Annotated in this window: 17 protein-coding genes; 8 read left to right on the forward strand and 9 right to left on the reverse strand. The window is 61.7% G+C overall.

What is annotated here, in order from left to right; translation table 11 throughout:
* Window positions 1–4: 4 nt before the first annotated feature.
* Together cqsA and ACXJKE_RS14355 are read right to left on the reverse strand one after the other, a co-directional pair.
* The gene (gene cqsA, locus ACXJKE_RS14350; RefSeq protein ID WP_457281273.1) at window positions 5–1,255 is read right to left on the reverse strand and encodes an alpha-hydroxyketone-type quorum-sensing autoinducer synthase; all 1,251 of its coding nucleotides are present in this window, start codon (window positions 1,253–1,255) and stop codon (window positions 5–7) included.
* 224 nt (window positions 1,256–1,479) lie between these two features.
* Window positions 1,480–1,923, reverse strand: coding sequence for a rhodanese-like domain-containing protein (locus ACXJKE_RS14355; RefSeq protein WP_457281274.1), 444 nt, complete (start codon window positions 1,921–1,923; stop codon window positions 1,480–1,482).
* Between the two features lie 200 nt (window positions 1,924–2,123).
* Between ACXJKE_RS14355 and ACXJKE_RS14360 the strand changes: the two genes are divergently transcribed.
* The 5 genes from ACXJKE_RS14360 (at window position 2,124) to icmF (ending at window position 10,482) form a co-directional block, all read left to right on the forward strand.
* On the forward strand, window positions 2,124–3,011 hold the full coding sequence (locus ACXJKE_RS14360; RefSeq protein ID WP_457281275.1) for a PPK2 family polyphosphate kinase: 888 nt from the start codon (window positions 2,124–2,126) through the stop codon (window positions 3,009–3,011).
* A gap of 152 nt (window positions 3,012–3,163) precedes the next feature.
* Entirely contained in the window at window positions 3,164–4,273 is a 1,110-nt protein-coding gene (locus ACXJKE_RS14365; protein WP_457281276.1) for a TRAP transporter substrate-binding protein, read from the forward strand.
* 77 nt (window positions 4,274–4,350) lie between these two features.
* Window positions 4,351–4,977, forward strand: a complete 627-nt coding sequence (locus ACXJKE_RS14370) for a TRAP transporter small permease subunit (protein ID WP_457281277.1) — start codon at window positions 4,351–4,353, stop codon at window positions 4,975–4,977.
* 64 nt (window positions 4,978–5,041) lie between these two features.
* Window positions 5,042–6,973, forward strand: a complete 1,932-nt coding sequence (locus ACXJKE_RS14375) for a TRAP transporter large permease subunit (RefSeq protein WP_457281278.1) — start codon at window positions 5,042–5,044, stop codon at window positions 6,971–6,973.
* 185 nt (window positions 6,974–7,158) lie between these two features.
* Window positions 7,159–10,482, forward strand: a complete 3,324-nt coding sequence (gene icmF / locus ACXJKE_RS14380) for a fused isobutyryl-CoA mutase/GTPase IcmF (protein ID WP_457281279.1) — start codon at window positions 7,159–7,161, stop codon at window positions 10,480–10,482.
* Window positions 10,483–10,499: 17 nt separating this feature from the next.
* Here the strand turns inward: icmF and ACXJKE_RS14385 are convergent, their stop codons facing one another.
* Genes ACXJKE_RS14385 through ACXJKE_RS14405 form a run of 5 tightly spaced genes read right to left on the reverse strand, consistent with a single transcriptional unit; the run spans window position 10,500 to window position 14,594 of the window.
* Window positions 10,500–11,249, reverse strand: coding sequence for a hypothetical protein (locus ACXJKE_RS14385; RefSeq protein ID WP_457281280.1), 750 nt, complete (start codon window positions 11,247–11,249; stop codon window positions 10,500–10,502).
* A 1-nt stretch (window position 11,250) separates the two neighbouring features.
* Window positions 11,251–12,528, reverse strand: a complete 1,278-nt coding sequence (locus ACXJKE_RS14390) for a TRAP transporter large permease (RefSeq protein WP_457281281.1) — start codon at window positions 12,526–12,528, stop codon at window positions 11,251–11,253.
* Window positions 12,525–13,097: a TRAP transporter small permease gene (locus ACXJKE_RS14395; protein ID WP_457281282.1), complete on the reverse strand. Its 573-nt coding sequence runs from the start codon at window positions 13,095–13,097 to the stop codon at window positions 12,525–12,527. Before ACXJKE_RS14395 ends, ACXJKE_RS14390 begins: the two co-directional genes overlap by 4 nt.
* A 1-nt stretch (window position 13,098) precedes the next feature.
* On the reverse strand, window positions 13,099–13,557 hold the full coding sequence (locus tag ACXJKE_RS14400; protein ID WP_457281283.1) for a type II 3-dehydroquinate dehydratase: 459 nt from the start codon (window positions 13,555–13,557) through the stop codon (window positions 13,099–13,101).
* Between the two features lie 5 nt (window positions 13,558–13,562).
* Entirely contained in the window at window positions 13,563–14,594 is a 1,032-nt protein-coding gene (locus tag ACXJKE_RS14405; RefSeq protein ID WP_457281284.1) for a TRAP transporter substrate-binding protein, read from the reverse strand.
* A gap of 205 nt (window positions 14,595–14,799) precedes the next feature.
* On the opposite strand from ACXJKE_RS14405, the gene ACXJKE_RS14410 reads away from it, so the two are divergent.
* Both ACXJKE_RS14410 and ACXJKE_RS14415 read left to right on the forward strand, forming a co-directional pair.
* Window positions 14,800–15,579 (forward strand): IclR family transcriptional regulator, encoded by a 780-nt coding sequence (locus ACXJKE_RS14410; RefSeq protein WP_457281285.1) that lies wholly within the window; start codon window positions 14,800–14,802, stop codon window positions 15,577–15,579.
* 27 nt (window positions 15,580–15,606) lie between these two features.
* Entirely contained in the window at window positions 15,607–15,960 is a 354-nt protein-coding gene (locus tag ACXJKE_RS14415; RefSeq protein ID WP_457281286.1) for a hypothetical protein, read from the forward strand.
* Between the two features lie 18 nt (window positions 15,961–15,978).
* On the opposite strand, the gene ACXJKE_RS14420 is transcribed toward ACXJKE_RS14415, so the two are convergent.
* Window positions 15,979–16,173 carry a hypothetical protein gene (locus ACXJKE_RS14420; RefSeq protein ID WP_457281287.1) on the reverse strand — a complete coding sequence of 65 codons (195 nt, stop codon included), beginning with the start codon at window positions 16,171–16,173 and terminating at the stop codon, window positions 15,979–15,981.
* Here ACXJKE_RS14420 and ACXJKE_RS14425 point away from each other — a divergent pair.
* The gene (locus ACXJKE_RS14425; RefSeq protein ID WP_457281664.1) at window positions 16,157–16,306 is read left to right on the forward strand and encodes a hypothetical protein; all 150 of its coding nucleotides are present in this window, start codon (window positions 16,157–16,159) and stop codon (window positions 16,304–16,306) included. The genes ACXJKE_RS14420 and ACXJKE_RS14425 overlap by 17 nt on opposite strands.
* A gap of 38 nt (window positions 16,307–16,344) precedes the next feature.
* On the opposite strand, the gene ACXJKE_RS14430 is transcribed toward ACXJKE_RS14425, so the two are convergent.
* Window positions 16,345–17,493: an ABC transporter substrate-binding protein gene (locus tag ACXJKE_RS14430; protein WP_457281288.1), complete on the reverse strand. Its 1,149-nt coding sequence runs from the start codon at window positions 17,491–17,493 to the stop codon at window positions 16,345–16,347.
* Window positions 17,494–17,549 lie beyond the last annotated feature (56 nt).

Raw genomic sequence — 17,549 nt, forward strand, 5'->3', positions numbered from 1 at the left:
GGCATCATGCCTCCTGGCCGGCCCGGGCGCGCCGTGCAATCGGCCAGTCCCATGGCTTCACGATCGGCGCGATCTCGCGTGCGACCGCTTCCACATGGTCCAGTTCGGAATCCATCAGCCCGGCATTCAGGGTTAACCTCATCATCGCGCGTTTGCTGCTGGTGGCCGGCGCGCAGAACATCGACGAAAACACGTTGCGCTCCTCCAGCCGATCCCGCAACACCATGGTGTCGGATTCCAGTCCAACCTCCAGCGCAATGATCTGCTGGCTGCCCTGGTGGATGGGATAGCCCAGCTCGCTCAAGGCAGACCGCAACCTGCGCGTGTGGGCGTGAAGCCTTGCGCGCGCATCGTCGCTGTTGCGGATCACCTCCAGCGTGGCTGCAAGGCCGGCAATCTCGTGCGGCAGCAGGCTGGAGCTGAAGATATTGGGAAAGCTTGAACAGAGAATGTAATAGCGCATGTGCGCCGGCGCGGTAAAAAAGCCGGCCCGGCCCGCAAAAGCCTTGGCAAGGCTGGCGGTGATGAAGTGCACGCGGCTGGTGAGGCCCAACTCGGCGCACAGCCCCGCACCTTCCGGGCCGTGTGTGCCCAGCGAGTGCGATTCATCCACCAGGATCATGCAGCCGTGCTGCTCGGCCACATCGACAATTTCCCCCAGGGGGCAGATGGCACCCGTGGTGCTGTACACGGAATCGACCACCACGATGCCCGGGCCGTTCCTGGCGATCATCCGGGCAAGATGAACCGGATCATTGTGGCGAAAAGCGAAAGCCGGGGCGCGCGCCGCATGGGCGCCTTCCCACAACGATGCATGGGCCAACGTATCAAGGTATACAGGGGTCTGCGCATCGGCAATCGCCTGCAGCAGGCCGACATTGGCCGCATAACCCGATTGGCAAATGAAGCCGTCGTCCTTGCCGACCCAGGATGCCAGTGCCAGCTCCAGCGTGTGTGTGGGATGCTGGTTCAGGTGGAAGACACCGGACTGCACCACAAACTCCTGCTCCTTGCGCAAGGCTTCCACCTGCGCGTGAACGATGTGCGGATGGCCCGTGACGCTGAGGTAGTCGTTGCCGTCCAGCCGGATGGCATTGGAGTCCGGTGTTTTGCCATGAAGCATGAACTTTCCGCTCCACTGGTGGTTCCAGCGCGGCGTGAAGTCGCGGGATATTCGCTGGCACAGCTGGGCCCCAAGGGCAGGGTTGGAAAAGTGCGCGGTGTCAGGGGAAAGTTTGCGTTCGAGTACTTGCATGGGGACTCCGTTAAAAAGAGGAACCCCATTGAAAGCGCTCAAACAAATTGATACGCCTTACCCCCTGTCAGAACTAACAGGGGGCACCCCCATACATCAAACTTCAGACAAAGTCATGCGAACTATTCACTTCATTTTTGTGAAATAAATGCGCCATTCACTTACATATATAAGTTACCAAAGGTACGCACAGGACTGCTTCAATCCAGGGTTTTACCGGAATTTCAGCCCTGCTTCCAGGGCAAGCCCCGAAAACGCCAGCCTCCCTTGCGGCCGCGCTGCCCCTGGTCATCAGCATCGCCTTCAAAACCTTCGAGGATGTTGTAAGCCTCGACGCCCAGCTCGGTCGCGCGTTTGGCCGCCGCGACCGAACGCACGCCGCTGCGGCACAACAGCACTGCCTTCTTGCCGGCGGGCACGGCAGCTTTCAGCCCCTCCTCGAATCCTGCGTTCATTGCCATGCCCGGCCATTGCTTCCAGGCCAGGGGGACAGCGCCGGGCACATAGCCCACCCATTCGCGTTCGGCGTCAGTTCGTACATCCACCAGCACCGCCTCGCCCGACTGCATCCATTCAAAAGCCAGCTGTGCAGAAATATCGCCCGCATACCCGGAAACAGGCTGGACACCAGGTCGCGCGGAACCATTTGCAGAAGTGTTTTTTTTCATCACAGGGCCTCTCAGTTCGGGGTGTTGATCAACAGGCATATCGGGCATGCATGCACCGCATGACAGCGACCCGAAACCAGCAGATCAAGTTTATCCCCCTGCAACCACACGCCAGACAGTGAGGGCATAGGCAGGCCGCGCATCCCTGGCGCAGGTGTGACATGCACAATCACCCTACCCATGAACTGCAGGAGACCCCGATGCCCCGCAACGCCGACACACCTTCTCCACAAAAGGTACAGCCTGGCAAGGCAAGCTTCAAGGCTCTGGCCAAAACCGTAGCCCCCTGGCAACCCTCTCCGTCGAAGCCCAAGGGGTTTTCTCTTGCCAGCCTTGACCCGGCCGCCAAGCCGTTCTCGACGGGCGACAAGCTACGCGATAAAGCTGCCGTCGAAGCACTGGCCACGGAGATTGACGGATTGCAAAACCTGTTTTACGCGGACAAACGCTACAAACTTCTTGTGGTCCTGCAGGGAACGGACACCTCAGGCAAGGACGGAACATTGCGCGGTGTCTTTGGGCGCATCAGCCCGCTGGGCGTACGGACGGTCAGCTGGAAGGCGCCGACGGAAGACGAGCGGGCGCATGACTACCTGTGGCGAATCCATCAACAGATGCCGGGCACGGGGGAGATCGCGATTTTCAACCGCAGCCATTACGAAGATGTGTTGGTGCCGCCCGTCAACGGATGGATCACACCGGCACAAACAGCACAGCGGTTCCGGCACATCAACGACTTCGAACGCATGCTCTCGGAAACCGGTACGGTGATCCTCAAGTTCATGTTGCATATCAGTCCCGATGAGCAAAAGCAACGGCTGCAGGAGCGACTGGATGACCCCGCCAAACACTGGAAATTCAGCGCGGGCGACCTGGAGGTTCGCAAACAGTGGAAGCAGTACCAAAAGGCTTACGAAGCACTGCTTCAGGCCACCAGCACTCCTTGGGCACCCTGGACCGTGGTGCCGGCTGACTCCAAGACGCATCGCAACCTGATGATCGCCACCCTCGTCCGGGCCCGGTTGCTGGAACTGAAGCTACGCTTTCCGCCGGGCGATCCGGCCCTCAGGGGGCTGAAAGTCACCTGAGCTCCTCGCGGGCTCCTGTCGGTCACGCACAAACAGTTTCACCCTGAGAAGGGGCAACAACCTGTAGCGTTGGTGGAAACCCTCTTTGTAAGGAATGGGCAAGACGGAATGATGAGTCCTCTTATATTTTTCGAAACAACAGGAGACAAGTCATGACCGAGAGCAAAAGCCCCCGCAGGCGCGGCCTGCTGAAAGGCGCCGCGATTGCCGCCGGCGCCCTGTCCGCCCCCATGGTCGCCATGGCGCAGACAACGTCCTTTCGCTTCCAGAGCACCTGGCCGGCCAAGGACATCTTCCATGAATACGCCAACGATTTCGCGAAGAAGGTCAATGACATGGCCGGGGGCCGACTGAAGATCGAGGTGCTTCCATCCGGCGCCGTGGTGCCGGCTTTTCAGCTACTGGAAGCTGTGAATAAGGGAACCCTTGACGGTGGACACGGCGTGGTGGCTTATCACTATGGCAAGAACAACGCCCTGGCCCTGTGGGGCTCCGGCCCGGCCTTCGGCATGGACCCGAACATGGTCCTGTCCTGGCACAACTATGGCGGCGGCAAAGCGCTGCTGGAAGAAATCTACAAGTCGATCAGCATGGATGTGGTGTCATACCTCTACGGCCCCATGCCTACGCAGCCGCTGGGCTGGTTCAAGAAGCCGATCGCCAAGGTGGGTGACATGAAGGGTCTGAAGTTCCGCACGGTCGGCCTGTCGGTCGATATCTTCACCGCGATGGGCACCTCCGTGAACCCGTTGCCCGGTGGTGAGATCGTGCCGGCACTGGACCGCGGCCTGATCGACGCGGCCGAGTTCAACAACGCCAGCTCCGACCGCGTTCTGGGTTTCCCGGACGTGGTCAAAAACTGCATGCTGCAGAGCTTTCACCAGAGCGGGGAGCAATTCGAGATCCTGTTCAACAAAGGCAAGTACAACGCGCTGCCGGCCGAACTCAAGGCGATCATCGACTATGGCGTGCAGGCGGCCAGCGCCGACATGAGCTGGAAGGCCATCGACCGTAACTCCACCGACTACGCCGAGATGAAAAAGCAGGGCATCAAGTTCTACAAGACGCCCGACGCCGTGCTCAAGGCACAGCTGGAAGCCTGGGACAAGATCATCGAGGACAAAGCCAAGGCCAACCCGCTGTTCAAGAAGGTGATCGACTCGCAGAAAGCCTACGCCGCACGCACAATCCCCTGGCAGAACGACTACATGGTCGATTTCAAGATGGCCTACAACCACTCCTTCGGCAAGAAGAAAGCCTGAGCCTGCGAGCCCCGGCGAAGCCGGCCAGCCGTCCAACCCGGGATGGCTGGCCTTTTTGATGGGAACACCGGTTCAAAATGAATACACAAAAAATCCTTCACACGGCTGACCACATCAGCACCTGGGTCGGGAAGGCCGCCGCCTGGCTCATCGTGATCCTCATGGTGGTCGTTTGCGCTGAAGTTTTCAAGCGTTACGCGCTCAACGCGCCCACCGCGTGGATCTTCGACGTCAATAACATGCTGTATGGCACGCTGTTCATGCTGGGGGGCGCCTACACGCTGGCGCATGACGGCCATGTGCGCGGCGACTTCTTCTACGGCAACTTGAAGCCCCGCACGCAGGCCTGGCTGGACCTGGTCCTGTACATCGTCTTCTTCCTGCCCGGGATTATGGCGCTGACCTGGGCCGGCTGGACATACTTCAATGAGTCACTGGCGATGCGCGAACAAACCTTCAACGCCACCCCAATCCCGCTGTATCCGTTCAAGTTTGTGATCCCGGTGGCTGGCACCATTGTGCTGATGCAGGGGCTGTCCGAGATCCTGCGCTGCGTCGTTTGCATCCGCACCGGCATCTGGACACCTCGGCTCAAGGACGCCCAGGAATCCGATGTGGTCGCGCAGCAGCTGGCCGGCAGCGAGTTTGTGGATGAAGAAGCCAAGCGGCTGGCCATCGAAAAATCCGCCGGCCTGAAAGGTTGAACATGAATCGCCCGGCCGTTCCGAAGATTCTTGGCACCGCAGCCCACAGGGCGGAGGTCTCCAAGTGAGCAACGCAGTACTCGGCATGACCATGCTCGGTCTGATCGTGGTCGTCATCATGATGGGCTTTCCCACCGCATTCACACTGATGGGCCTGGGCATGGCGTTCGGCTTCGTGGCCTTCTACGATCCGTCCACCCATTTTTGGGAAAACAGGATCTTCGACCTGATGGTCCAGCGCGCTTTTGGAGCGATGACTAACGAGACCCTGTTATCGATTCCGCTGTTTGTGCTGATGGGCTATGTGATGGAGCGCGGCGCGCTGGTGGACAAGATGTTCCATAGTGTGCAGCTGGCGTTCCGCAGCGTGCCCGGCTCACTGGCGGTCACCACCCTGATCATCTGCACGTTCTGGGGCATCGCCAGTGGCCTGGTGGGCGCTGTGGTGGTGCTGATGGGCGTGATCGCCATGCGGCCCATGCTCAACGCCGGCTACGACACGCGACTGGCGGCCGGCGTGATCACCGCCGGCGGCACGCTGGGCATCCTGATCCCGCCCTCGGTGATGATCATCGTCTACGCCGCCGTCGCCGGCCAGTCCGTGGTCAAGCTCTACGCGGCGGCCATGTTCCCCGGCTTCTTCCTGGCCCTGCTCTACCTGGTCTACATCGTCGGCTGGGTCATGCTCAACCCCAAGATCGCGCCCAAGCTGCCGCCGGAGCAGAACCGCGCGCCGGTGCCACCCTGGCTGCAGCAGGTGACCGCCGCCTATTCACGCAGGGCGCTGCCGGCGCTGGCCATGGCCATCGCGGCCCCGGGCAAGGCGCTGCAGGCGGGCGCCCAAGTCAGCCGCGGCTTCCTGTTGCGCAGCTTGGGCACTGCCCTGGTGCCGGTGGTGTTCGCGCTGGCGACTCTGGGCGGCACCTGGTGGTATGTGGTCATCCATTCGCAGGCCGACAACATCGCCCAGGTGGCGGCGGCACGCGCCGCCAAGGCCGCAGCGCCGACAGGAGGAGGCCTGCAGGGGCCCGCAGTCACCGGCGGAGTCCAGGAACCACCTGCGGAAGAAGGGCTGAAAGAACCCGGCGACACGGCCAAGGAGCCGGCCGAAGCCGGCGGCTTGCAGGCGCCGCCGGGATCGGAAGATGCGAAGCCATCGACAGCAGCAACCACCGCCGACGCACCACTGCAGGAAATCGGCGAGCCCTCGGGTTCGGGGCCACAGACCGCACCCGTGCCCGAGTCCTTCTACACGGGCTTTGCCATCGCCTGCGTGCTGATGGCGGGACTGCTGCTGTGGTACTACCGGCGCTTCGACGCCGAGCAGTTCGAGATCCTGCGGATGCTGGTGAGCTCGGTCATGCCGCTCGCGCTGCTGACCATCGTCGTGCTGGGGGTCATCCTGTTCGGCATCACAACCGCCACCGAATCGGCGGCCGTCGGCGCGGCCGGCGCCTTTCTTATGGCTTGGCATGCCGGCACGCTGGACTTTCAGAAAATCAAGGAGGCGGTGTTCCTGACCTGCAAGACGACCTCCATGGTGTGCTGGCTGTTTGTGGGTTCAGCACTCTTCTCCGCGGTTTTCGCTCTGCTGGGCGGCCAGCGCGTCGTCGAGGAATGGGTGATGTCGATGAATCTGACACCACTGCAGTTCCTGCTGCTGTCGCAGGCCATCATCTTCGTCCTGGGATGGCCACTGGAGTGGACCGAGATCATCGTGATCTTCGTGCCCATCTTCCTGCCGCTGCTGCAGCATTTCCAGATCGATCCGATCCTTTGGGGCGTGCTGGTTTTCGTGAACCTGCAAGCGGCCTTCCTGTCGCCGCCCGTGGCGATGTCGGCTTTCTACCTGAAGGGGGTGTCGCCACCGCATGTGACCATCAACCAGATCTTCGCCGGCATGATGCCCTACATGCTGATCGTGATCCTGTGCATGGTGTTCATGTACATCTGGCCCGGGTTGACGCTCTGGCTGCCTAAATACCTGTACGGGTAAACAGGCCGGAAGCCATTGGGTACCAGGCTTTGGCAAAGAGGGGCGCTCCGCGTCCTTTTTTTTGCTCGCACCGCTACACGGCGCACACTTGATCGGCGCCGGCTTACCGGCTAAGATTGACGTTTACGTAAACGTCAATCAAACAGATCACAGATCGACGGTCCAACCGCCGCCCGGAGACAACCATGACCGACATGTCCGCTGAATACAAAGCGCTCGCCAGCTACCGCCCCACTCACAAAGTGCGCTTCATCACGGCGGCCAGCCTCTTTGACGGTCATGATGCCGCCATCAACATCATGCGGCGCATCCTGCAGAGCATGGGCGCGGAGGTCATCCACCTGGGCCACAACCGCAGCGTGGACGAAGTGGTCACAGCCGCCCTGCAGGAGGACGCGCAAGGCATCGCCATCAGCTCCTACCAGGGCGGGCATGTCGAGTACTTCAAGTACATGGTCGACCTGCTCAAAAGCCGCGGCGGCGAACACATCCAGGTGTTCGGCGGGGGCGGCGGCGTCATCGTGCCGCCCGAAATCCGCGAGCTGCATGCTTACGGCGTCACCCGCATCTACAGCCCCGAAGACGGCCAGAAGATGGGCCTGGCCGGCATGATCGGCGAGATGGTCATGCGCTGCGACAAAGACCTGACCAGTTTCGCGCCCAAGAACGTCACGGCCATTGAAGGCCACGGAGAGATGAACTGGCGGGCGCTGGCGCAGTTGATCACGGCGCTGGAGAATGGCAAGGCCGACGCGGCACTGGTGGACAAAGTCCGCACGCAGGCCTCCACCTGCAAGATCCCTGTGCTGGGGATTACGGGCACTGGCGGCGCCGGCAAGTCTTCATTGACCGACGAGTTGATACGCCGCCTGCGCCTGGACCAGAACGACAAATTGCGCGTAGCAGTCATCAGCATTGATCCATCACGCCGCAAGAGTGGTGGCGCGCTGCTGGGTGACCGCATCCGCATGAACGCCATCAATCCCTGGACTGTTCCCCTGGCTGGTCAGAAGAACGCCGACAGCGGACAACGCGTGTTCATGCGCTCGCTGGCCACACGCGACTTCGGCTCTGAAATCAGCCAGGCGCTGCCCGACGTGATCGCCGCCTGCAAATGTGCAGGCTTTGACCTGATCGTGGTCGAAACTTCCGGCATAGGCCAGGGCGACGCCGCCATCGTGCCGCATGTGGACGTGCCCATGTACGTGATGACGCCCGAGTTCGGCGCAGCCAGCCAGCTCGAAAAAATCGACATGCTGGACTTCGCCGAGTTCGTCGCCATCAACAAGTTCGACCGCAAGGGCTCACTCGACGCCCTGCGCGATGTCTCCAAGCAGGTGCAGCGCAACAAGGAAGCATGGGGCACACCGGCCGACAAGATGCCGGTGTTCGGCACCATGGCCGCGCGCTTCAACGACGACGGCGTGACCGCGCTCTACCAGGCGCTCAAACCACGCCTGGCCGCGCTGGGCCTGGCGCTTGAGGCTGGCATGCTGCCCGCCGCAGAGGTCCGCCACAGCACCAATCAGACGCCTGTGGTGCCGGCCGCGCGTACGCGCTACCTGGCCGAGATCAGCGACACGGTGCGCGGCTACAAAAAGCGCGCCCGCGCGCAGGCTCAGCTGGCGCGCGAGGTGCAGCAACTCAAAGCCGCCGCCGCCATGCTCAAGATCGACAAGCCCGACCGCGCGCCCGCCGCCGAAGCCGCGCTGGACCTGGCCGGCCACCGCAAGGCCCGCATTGATGCCGACGCGCGCGCCCTGCTCGCCCAGTGGCCCGACATGCAGGCTGCCTACGCCGGCGACGAATACGTGGTGAAAATCCGCGACAAGGAAATCCGCACCGCGCTGACCACCAAATCCCTCTCAGGAACCACCATTCGCAAGGTGGCCTTGCCGCAGTACGAAGACCACGGCGAAATCCTCAAATGGCTGATGCTGGACAACGTACCCGGCAGCTACCCCTACACCGCCGGCACCTTTGCTTTCAAGCGCGAGGGCGAGGACCCGACCCGCATGTTCGCCGGCGAAGGCGACCCCTTCCGCACCAACACCCGTTTCAAGCTGCTCAGCGAGGGCATGGCCGCCAAGCGCCTGTCCACTGCGTTTGATTCGGTCACGCTCTACGGCAACGACCCGGCGCTGCGGCCCGACATCTACGGCAAGGTCGGCAACTCGGGCGTCTCTATTGCTACGCTGGACGACATGAAGGTGCTGTACGACGGCTTCGATTTGTGCAACCCCTCGACCTCGGTCTCGATGACCATCAACGGCCCGGCGCCGACGATTCTGGCCATGTTCATGAACACGGCCATCGACCAGAACCTCGACAAGTTCAAAAAAGACAACGGCCGCGACCCGACGGCGACCGAGGCTGCCAAGATTCGCGAATGGGTGCAAGAAAACGTGCGCGGCACGGTGCAGGCAGACATCCTGAAAGAAGACCAGGGCCAGAATACCTGCATCTTCTCGACCGAATTCAGCCTGAAAGTCATGGGCGACATCGCCCAGTACTTTGTGCACAACCGGGTGCGCAACTTCTACAGCGTCTCCATCAGCGGTTACCACATCGCCGAAGCCGGCGCCAACCCGATCAGCCAGCTGGCCTTCACGCTGTCCAACGGTTTCACCTTTGTTGAAGCCTACCTCGCGCGCGGCATGCACATCGACGACTTTGCGCCCAACCTCAGCTTCTTCTTCAGCAACGGCATGGACCCGGAATACACCGTGATGGGCCGCGTCGCGCGTCGAATCTGGGCCGTGGCCATGAAAGAAAAATACGGCGCCAACGAACGCAGCCAGAAGCTGAAATACCATATCCAGACCTCGGGCCGCAGCCTGCACGCGCAGGAAATCCAGTTCAACGACATACGCACCACGCTGCAGGCGCTGATCGCCATCTACGACAACTGCAACTCGCTGCACACCAACGCGTTTGACGAAGCCATCACCACGCCGACTGAAGAATCGGTGCGCCGCGCCATGGCCATCCAGCTCATCATCAACCGCGAATGGGGCCTGGCCAAGAATGAAAATCCTTCACAGGGCGCTTTCATCATCGAGGAGCTCACCGAGCTGCTCGAAGAAGCCGTGCTGCTGGAGTTCGAACGCATCGCCGAACGCGGCGGCGTGCTGGGCGCGATGGAAACCGGTTACCAGCGCGGCCGCATCCAGGACGAGTCCATGCACTACGAGATGCTCAAACACACCGGCGAGCTGCCCATCATCGGCGTCAACACTTTTCGCAACCCGCACGGCGACGCGGTGCAGGACAAGCTGGAGCTCGCACGCTCGACCGAAGAAGAAAAGCAGAACCAGCTCAAGCGCCTGGAAGATTTTCACCGCCGCCACGCCGCCGAATCGCCCGCCATGCTCAAACGCCTTCAGCAAGCCGTGATCGAAAACCTCAACGTGTTCGAAGTACTGATGGAAGCGGTGCGGGTCTGCTCACTGGGCCAGATCACCAATGCGCTGTTTGAGGTGGGTGGGCAGTACCGGCGGAATATGTAGTCAGCCCATACAGCCCGCTACCTGCCTGCGTGGCTGAAAGAAAAGAAACTGGATGACGGGGACTTACGCTGCCCGCCCTGCGCGGCAGGTTTCAAGTCATGCTTCCCCAGTGAATAAGAAAGCGCGTAGATGTCATGTGTCATGGCCGCAAGGGCGCCTGCAGCCTGGAGACGCTGTGGCGACAATTCGTTGGCCAGGGCGTGTTGCAGGGCCTCCGTCTCATACGACGACAGCAAGACAATCCAGTCGGCGGCGGCATCCCCGCCGCGGATTTTTTGCTCTTGCGTCATGGCTGCCTCCGGCGTTCGGGTTTGCAGCAGGTGCGCCCCGACGATGCCTCTGCTGTCGGTCTGGCGGGCCAGCAGCTTTTCCAGCCAGGCCAGCAGAGCCTCTGCCTGGCCATCCGCAGGTGACAGGCGGATCGTCAGCACCGCCTTGCCCAGCCCGCCCCCGAAACTGCTGAGCAGCTTGCACTGGCTGCGCACCATGTACAGGTGGTGCGGCATCATCTTCGCTGACCACGGCGTCGGGTTGTTCAGGCTCTGCAGGTAGCCGGGAGAGGTGAGGGTGTCATACGATGCCAGCTCGTACATCACGAAGAACCCTGTTCCTCCGTCAATATTGGACCAGCGTGAACCGCGCAGAAAGCCTTCGATGCCCATGCGTTCCGGAAAGTGTTCGCGGGAGTGCCACTCCTGGAACTCCTCGCGTTGCGCGGGCAGGATGTCCCACCACATGGCGACTGCAGCGTTGCCTAAAAGTGCCATGTCAGTAAAACCAGCTGGCCGGAACCGTGACCAGTTTGGGGAAAACCACCATCAGGAACATCACCGCGAACTCGGCGATCATGAACGGGATGACACCCTTGGTGACGTCGTCCATGCTGATCTTGCCGACCCCCGCCACCACATTGAGCACCGTGCCCACCGGCGGCGTCACCAGCCCGATCGAGTTGTTGATGATGAACAGCACGCCGAAGTAGACCGGGTCTATGCCTGCGGCCTTGACCACGGGCATCAGCACTGGCGTGAGGATCAGGATGGTGGGTGTCATGTCCATCGCCGTGCCGACGACCATGACCAGCACCATGATGGCGGCCATCAGCAAGATCGGGCTGCCCATGAAAGGCTTGAGCAGGTCCACCACCATTCCCGGGAGGTTGGCGACGGTGATCAGCCAGGCGCTGACCATGGCCGCGGCGATCAGGAACATCACGATGGCGCTGGTCTTGGCCGACGACACGAACACACCGTAGAGCTGCGCAGGCTTGAGCTCGCGATAGATAAAGATGGAAACAAAAAGTGCGTAGACGGCGGCCACCACGGCTGCCTCGGTGGGCGTGAACACGCCCATGCGCAGGCCGACGAGGATGATGACCGGCAGGACCAGCGCCCAGGTGGCATCGCGGAAGGCCGTCATGATCTCGGTGGCCGACTTGCGCGGCGGCGGCACGATCTTCTCGCTGCGCACCAGCCAGGCCCAGGTGATCCAGAGCGCGCCGCCAATCAGCAGGCCCGGCACAACGGCTGCGAAGAAGAGCTTGGAGATCGACACGTTGGCCGCCACGCCGAAGATCACCAGCCCGATGCTGGGCGGGATCACAGGGCCGATCACCCCGACGGCGGCGATCAGGCCGCCAGCGCGCGCCTTCTCGTGCCCTGCCTTGACCATCATCGGCAGCAGTAACGCGGTGAGCGCGGCCGCGTCGGCCACAGCTGAGCCCGACAGCGCCGACAGCAGGCAGCCAGCCATGATGGTCACATAGCCCAGCCCGCCCTTGACGTGGCCGACCAGCGCCAGCGCCAGGTTGACGATGCGGCGCGACAGGCCGCCGACGTTCATGATCTCGCCGGCCAGCATGAAAAACGGCACGGCCAGCAGCGGGAAGCTGTCGGCGCCCCCGACCAGGTTCTGCGCCAGGATCTGCGCATCGAACAGTTGTAGGTGCCACATCAGGGCGACACCGCTGGCCAGCAGCGCAAACGCAATGGGAATGCCCAGGGTCATGGTGGCCAGCAGCGAGCCGACGAAAATGAGGATGGTCATGGCCGTGCTCCTGCGGTGTTGTCCGGCTGGCGCGCATCGTCCAGCACCTGCTTGAGCTGCACGGCCTCTTCCGACTCCTGCACCATGACCAGTTCGTCATCCGACAGCTGGCCGGTGACGACCTTCCACAAATCCAGCACCAGCAAGCCGCATGCCAGCACGCCGAACACAAGACCCGAGAGGTAGACGATGGACATGGACCAGCCGGTCGTCGGCGCCGTGACGTCCCAGTTGATCTTGACCTGCTCCCAACTGCCCATGGCCAGCAGCACTACGATGAAGATCATCAGCGCGTGGCCGATGATGAGGCAGATCTTCTTGCCCATGACCGGCAGCCGCCCGACCACCATGTCGATGCCGAGGTGGCCGTGTTCACGCAGCGCCACCAGGGCACCGAGGAAGGTACCCCAGATGAAGAGCCAGCGCGACACTTCTTCAGACACAGTGATGCCCGAGTTGAAGCCGTAGCGCAACACGACGTTGCCGAACACCAGCACGACCATGATGGCCAAGCCGAAGGCGATGAGGAACTCAATGCCTTTGCAGGCCTTGTCGACGAACTTGTCCATGTCAGTTTTGCGCGGCAAGGGCCTGCGCTTCGCGCGCGATGTCGGTCACGACTCGAAGGCCCTGCAGGTACGAGCGCGGGCCGAAGCCCTGGATCGTTCCTTTCACAGCCGGCGAGATGATCGAGTGGTGGCGCCAGGGCTCACGTGTCGCGAGGTTCGACATGTGCACCTCGACCACCGGGAAAGGCATGGCCTTGATCGCGTCATGCAGCGGCACGCCATGCTGCGTTAAGCCGGCGGGGTTGACCAGCGCGCCCTGCGCCGTGTCGATGTGCTGGTGCAGGAAATCAATCAGCGCCCCTTCGTGGTTCGACTGGATGGTTTCAAGCGTGACGCCCAGTTCCCCGGCCAGTTGTGCCAGCATGTCGTTGATCTGTGCGAGCGTCGTGGTACCGTAGATGTGGGGTTCGCGGCGGCCGAACAGGTTCAGGTTCGGCCCGTGGAGGACAAGTATTTTCATGGGATTCAGAACTTCGACACGCGTTCCAGCTCGGACTTGAAGAGGGTGACGATGGCCGGGTCATAGGCGGCAGAGAACTTTTCGTAGACGGGACGCACTTCGGCGCGCATCTTGGCCAGCTCGGCGGGCGGCACATCGTTGTACAGCATGCCTTTGGCCGTGAGCTCGCCCAGGGCCTTGGCCGAGACTTCACGGCTGACCACGCGCTGCCAGTTTTGGGCTTCGATGGCGGCGTCCTGCAGGATCTTGTGCTCCGTCGCGGAGAGCTTGTCCCAGAAGCGCTTGCTGATCTGGATCGGGTTGGTGGCATAGACATGGTTGGTACCGCTCACGTACTTCTGCACTTCGTAGAACTTGCTCGAGGCAATCACCGCGAAGGGGTTTTCCTGGCCATCCACAGCCTTGCTTTCGAGCGCGCCGTACAGTTCGGCAAAGGGCATCGGCACCGGGTTGGCCTTGAAGGTCTTGAAGGTCTCCAGGAACACCGGGTTCGGGATCACGCGCAGTTTCAGGCCTTCCAGGTCGGCGCCCTTCATGATGGGGCGCTTGCTGTTGGTGACGTTGCGAAAGCCCAGGTCGAAGAAGCCCAGCACCATCACGCCCTTTTCAGGCAGTTTGGCGGTGAGCATCTTGCCCAGTGGACCGTCGACCAGCGCGTCGGCCTGTTTCGCATTGGCGAAGAGGAAGGGAAAATCGAGCAGGCCGAATTCCTTGACGATACCGTTCAGCGACGTCGTCGAGGCCACCAGCATTTCCTGCACGCCGCCCTGCAGTGCGGACTGCTGCTGCAACTCGTTGCCGAGCTGGGAGGCCGCGAATTCCTGCACCTTGATCTTGCCGCCGCTCTTGGCGGCGACGATCTCGGCGAACTTGCGCACGCCCAGGCTGGTCGGGTGGTCGGGGTTGTTCAGGTGGCCGAACTTGATGGTGCGTTCCTGGATGTCCTGGGCCATGGCGGCGGTCGAGAGGCCCAACAGGGCGGCTGCGGCCAGGGCGAGGGTGCGGCGGGTGAAACGGGTGGAGGGCATCGACGTCATGGAAGGTCCTTTGTCTCGGATTTGAATAGGGGAAAGTGAGCGAACCGGCGGCGCCGATACGCGCGCCACCATCAGGGCAGGCTGGATCATCAATTAAAGTGGAAAATCTTTCCATAATGGAAAACCATTATCATTTTGTGATTCGCCCGACCTCACGACGTGGCCAAATACCGTCCATGCCCCTGCCCAAAACCGTTTCCTGCCCATGAGCACCCTTCTCGAACGAAGCTTCAAAACCCTGGAGCATCTGGCCGTGCACCCCGAGGGGCAAACCGTCTCCATGCTTGCCGCCACGCTCAACATGCCGCTCAGCGCCACCCACCGCCTGCTGGCCGAACTGTGCCGCTGCGGTTATGTGCGCCAGGTGCGCGAGCAGGGCGAATACGTGCTCACCATCAAGCTCGTGTCGCTAGGCTTGGGCTTTTTGAGCGCGTCGGGCGTGGTCGATGTGGCACAGCCGCTGCTCGACAGCTTGGCCGAAGAATCGGGCGAGCTGGTGCGTCTGGCTGTGGTCGACGGTGACGACCTCACCTTTGTCGCCAAGGCTCAGGGCGCACGCCGCGGCCTGCGTTATGACCCCGACATGGGCTTGTCGGTGCGCCTCTCGTGCAGCGCCGCCGGCCACGCCTGGCTATCGACCATGAGCGACGAAGAAGCCATGCGCCTCGTTGCCGGGCAGGGCTTTGGCTTGCCGAAAGACTTCGGCCCCAAGGCCCCCACCACCGTCAAGGCGCTGCTGGCTTATGTGCAGGCAGCACGCAAGCGTGGCTTCAGCATGATCAACGAAGTGTTTGCACCGCAGATGACGGCGATGGCCGCACCGGTGATGTCACCCACAGGCGCAATAGGCGTGGTCACCATCGCCGGCCCGCTGGTGCGCCTGACCGAGGCGCGCATGGAGGAGTTGTCGGAAGCTTTGCTCGCCACGGCCGAAGAGATTCGCGCGGCGAGCGGTGCGTCAGCCATGTTCAAGAAGCGGGCCTGAGCAAGCGACCGCGAGCAGCTCAGCCTGATGCGAAAGATCCTGATTTCCATTCTCGCCGCGCCTTTCGCCGGCGCGGCTCTGTTCGCCTTCTGGATCAAGTGCGAACACAGGCCGGCGGAGGCCATCGCAGCGACCCACGCGTACATCGAAGGGGTGGACACTGACGCCGGCTGGAAAGCCCGCCTGCGCCGCTGCGTCAAACCGACCGGGTTTACACCGTTCCAGACCAACGGCAACCGCCTTCGCCGGCTGGCCGGCAACCAAGACCCTGACCCGGTGGAGGTCAGCGTGGATTTTTTTGATTGTTCGGTTCGCTTCTACCTGCGCAAGCAGAAGTCGGGCTCCTGGCTGGTCTACAAGGCCCAGAGCCATGCGGGCTAGGACTTCGTCCTTGCCTCGCTAGAGCTTCAGGGTCAGCCGCCTCCAGGCGCCTGCCTCTTCCAGTTGGTCCTGCACCAACGTTGCACCAGTAAAATCCAGCGTTCGCCGCTCAGCCGCCGGCATCAGCAGGATGAGACTGTCTTGCACAAGCGGCTGCGCGCCCTCACGGTGAACCGCGATGTGCAGGCCTTGCGCGGTGGATTCGACGCTCAAGCGCCTGGAGCAGGCCGTGATCGAAAACCTCAATGTGTTCGAGGTGTTGATGGAGGCGGTGCGCGTCTGTTCGTTGGGGCAGATCACCAATGCGCTGCTCGAGGTGGGTGGGCAGTACCGGAGGAATATGTAAATCGCCGGGGGCTGCTATTACCCAACTGATCAATGGCACTATTGACGAATCCTGCCAGCACTGGTGACGATGGATAACTCGACGAAGCTGGAGCCAGAGTGCTGTCCCGGTTTAAAGCTGATCAAGTAACCACCCAGGTCAAAATTACTCATGCCGTCCAAGGCTAGAACGGTCCCCTCGCGGCTGGGCCTGCTGCCTTGGCGGCGTATCGCTTCAGAAATGACGCGAGCGGCAATATAGCCCTCCATCATGGCGTAGCTCACAGGCACTTCCAGGTTGGGTGTCTTGGCAGCGGTCTCAGTAAATTCCTTGACTAGCTGACTGGAGACCTTGTACGGACTTGGCGTCACTTGGGCGATAGCCACACCTTGCATCTGCTCCGGAGACAGTCGTTTCGAGAGTTGCTCGATGTCGGCGCCCGAATGCGAAAGCAGTTGAGCCGCGCCACCTGCGATACGGTACTTCTCAATGAAGCCAGCCGCAGCAGACCCGCTGGAAACCATGATGATCGCTTGCGGCTGCATGTTCATGAAAGTGTCCACGGCGTCGGTGACGTTGACCGTGTTGGCGACGTAGGAGGCGCGTCCTTCGATCGTCGCTCTGACTTTCCTAGCTGACTCCTCGGCCGCGGCGATTACCGCAGTTGAGCCCGGCCCAGCCTCATGGAAAAGCCCCAGGCGCTTAATCCCGATGGTGGCCAAATGCTCAATGAGTTTGGAAATCTCGTCGCGCAGGCCTGCCCGCACGCTATACAGGTAGGGGGTGTCCGGCTGAATCTCCGAAGTACGGTAGCCCACCAGAGCGATCTTTTCTTTTGCCAAAATTCCCGCAGACACCAAGTCTGCAACATTCTTGCCGCCAAAGTAACCGGCCAGAACCAGTGGCTTATCTTCAGCAATCATCTGCTTGGTCAACGTGACCGTGTCGTCGGGCCTCCCGCCATCATCCTTGCGCAAGAGTGTGAACTTATGACCGTTAATGCCACCGGCCTTGTTCATGGCGTTGAAATGCAATTGCATGCCGGCGGCGTAAGCGCGGCCCTGACCGGCCTCCGGCCCTGACATGGGGGCGACTTGGCCTACTATGATCTCTGCGGCGAGTACCGGACCGGCTCCCGTCACAAGGGCCCCCACGGCCAGTGCCATCAGGGCCTCGGCGAAAGCCGACGATAAACAACGGTTGTGCATGATGAGAGTTTCCTTTGTGCCGCGAATCTGACGGACTTGGATATCGATCAGTGGTC

The sequence above is a fragment of the Polaromonas sp. P5_D5 genome, assembly GCF_054049435.1.

Bases quoted from the DNA above. Each gene is read 5' to 3' on its own strand.
- cqsA (WP_457281273.1), bottom strand. From the start codon at position 1,255: ATGCAAGTACTCGAACGCAAACTTTCCCCTGACACCGCGCACTTTTCC.
- ACXJKE_RS14355 (WP_457281274.1), bottom strand. From the start codon at position 1,923: ATGAAAAAAAACACTTCTGCAAATGGTTCCGCGCGACCTGGTGTCCAG.
- ACXJKE_RS14360 (WP_457281275.1), top strand. From the start codon at position 2,124: ATGCCCCGCAACGCCGACACACCTTCTCCACAAAAGGTACAGCCTGGC.
- ACXJKE_RS14365 (WP_457281276.1), top strand. From the start codon at position 3,164: ATGACCGAGAGCAAAAGCCCCCGCAGGCGCGGCCTGCTGAAAGGCGCC.
- ACXJKE_RS14370 (WP_457281277.1), top strand. From the start codon at position 4,351: ATGAATACACAAAAAATCCTTCACACGGCTGACCACATCAGCACCTGG.
- icmF (WP_457281279.1), top strand. From the start codon at position 7,159: ATGACCGACATGTCCGCTGAATACAAAGCGCTCGCCAGCTACCGCCCC.
- ACXJKE_RS14385 (WP_457281280.1), bottom strand. From the start codon at position 11,249: ATGGCACTTTTAGGCAACGCTGCAGTCGCCATGTGGTGGGACATCCTG.
- ACXJKE_RS14390 (WP_457281281.1), bottom strand. From the start codon at position 12,528: ATGACCATCCTCATTTTCGTCGGCTCGCTGCTGGCCACCATGACCCTG.
- ACXJKE_RS14395 (WP_457281282.1), bottom strand. From the start codon at position 13,097: ATGGACAAGTTCGTCGACAAGGCCTGCAAAGGCATTGAGTTCCTCATC.
- ACXJKE_RS14400 (WP_457281283.1), bottom strand. From the start codon at position 13,557: ATGAAAATACTTGTCCTCCACGGGCCGAACCTGAACCTGTTCGGCCGC.
- ACXJKE_RS14405 (WP_457281284.1), bottom strand. From the start codon at position 14,594: ATGACGTCGATGCCCTCCACCCGTTTCACCCGCCGCACCCTCGCCCTG.
- ACXJKE_RS14410 (WP_457281285.1), top strand. From the start codon at position 14,800: ATGAGCACCCTTCTCGAACGAAGCTTCAAAACCCTGGAGCATCTGGCC.
- ACXJKE_RS14415 (WP_457281286.1), top strand. From the start codon at position 15,607: ATGCGAAAGATCCTGATTTCCATTCTCGCCGCGCCTTTCGCCGGCGCG.
- ACXJKE_RS14430 (WP_457281288.1), bottom strand. From the start codon at position 17,493: ATGCACAACCGTTGTTTATCGTCGGCTTTCGCCGAGGCCCTGATGGCA.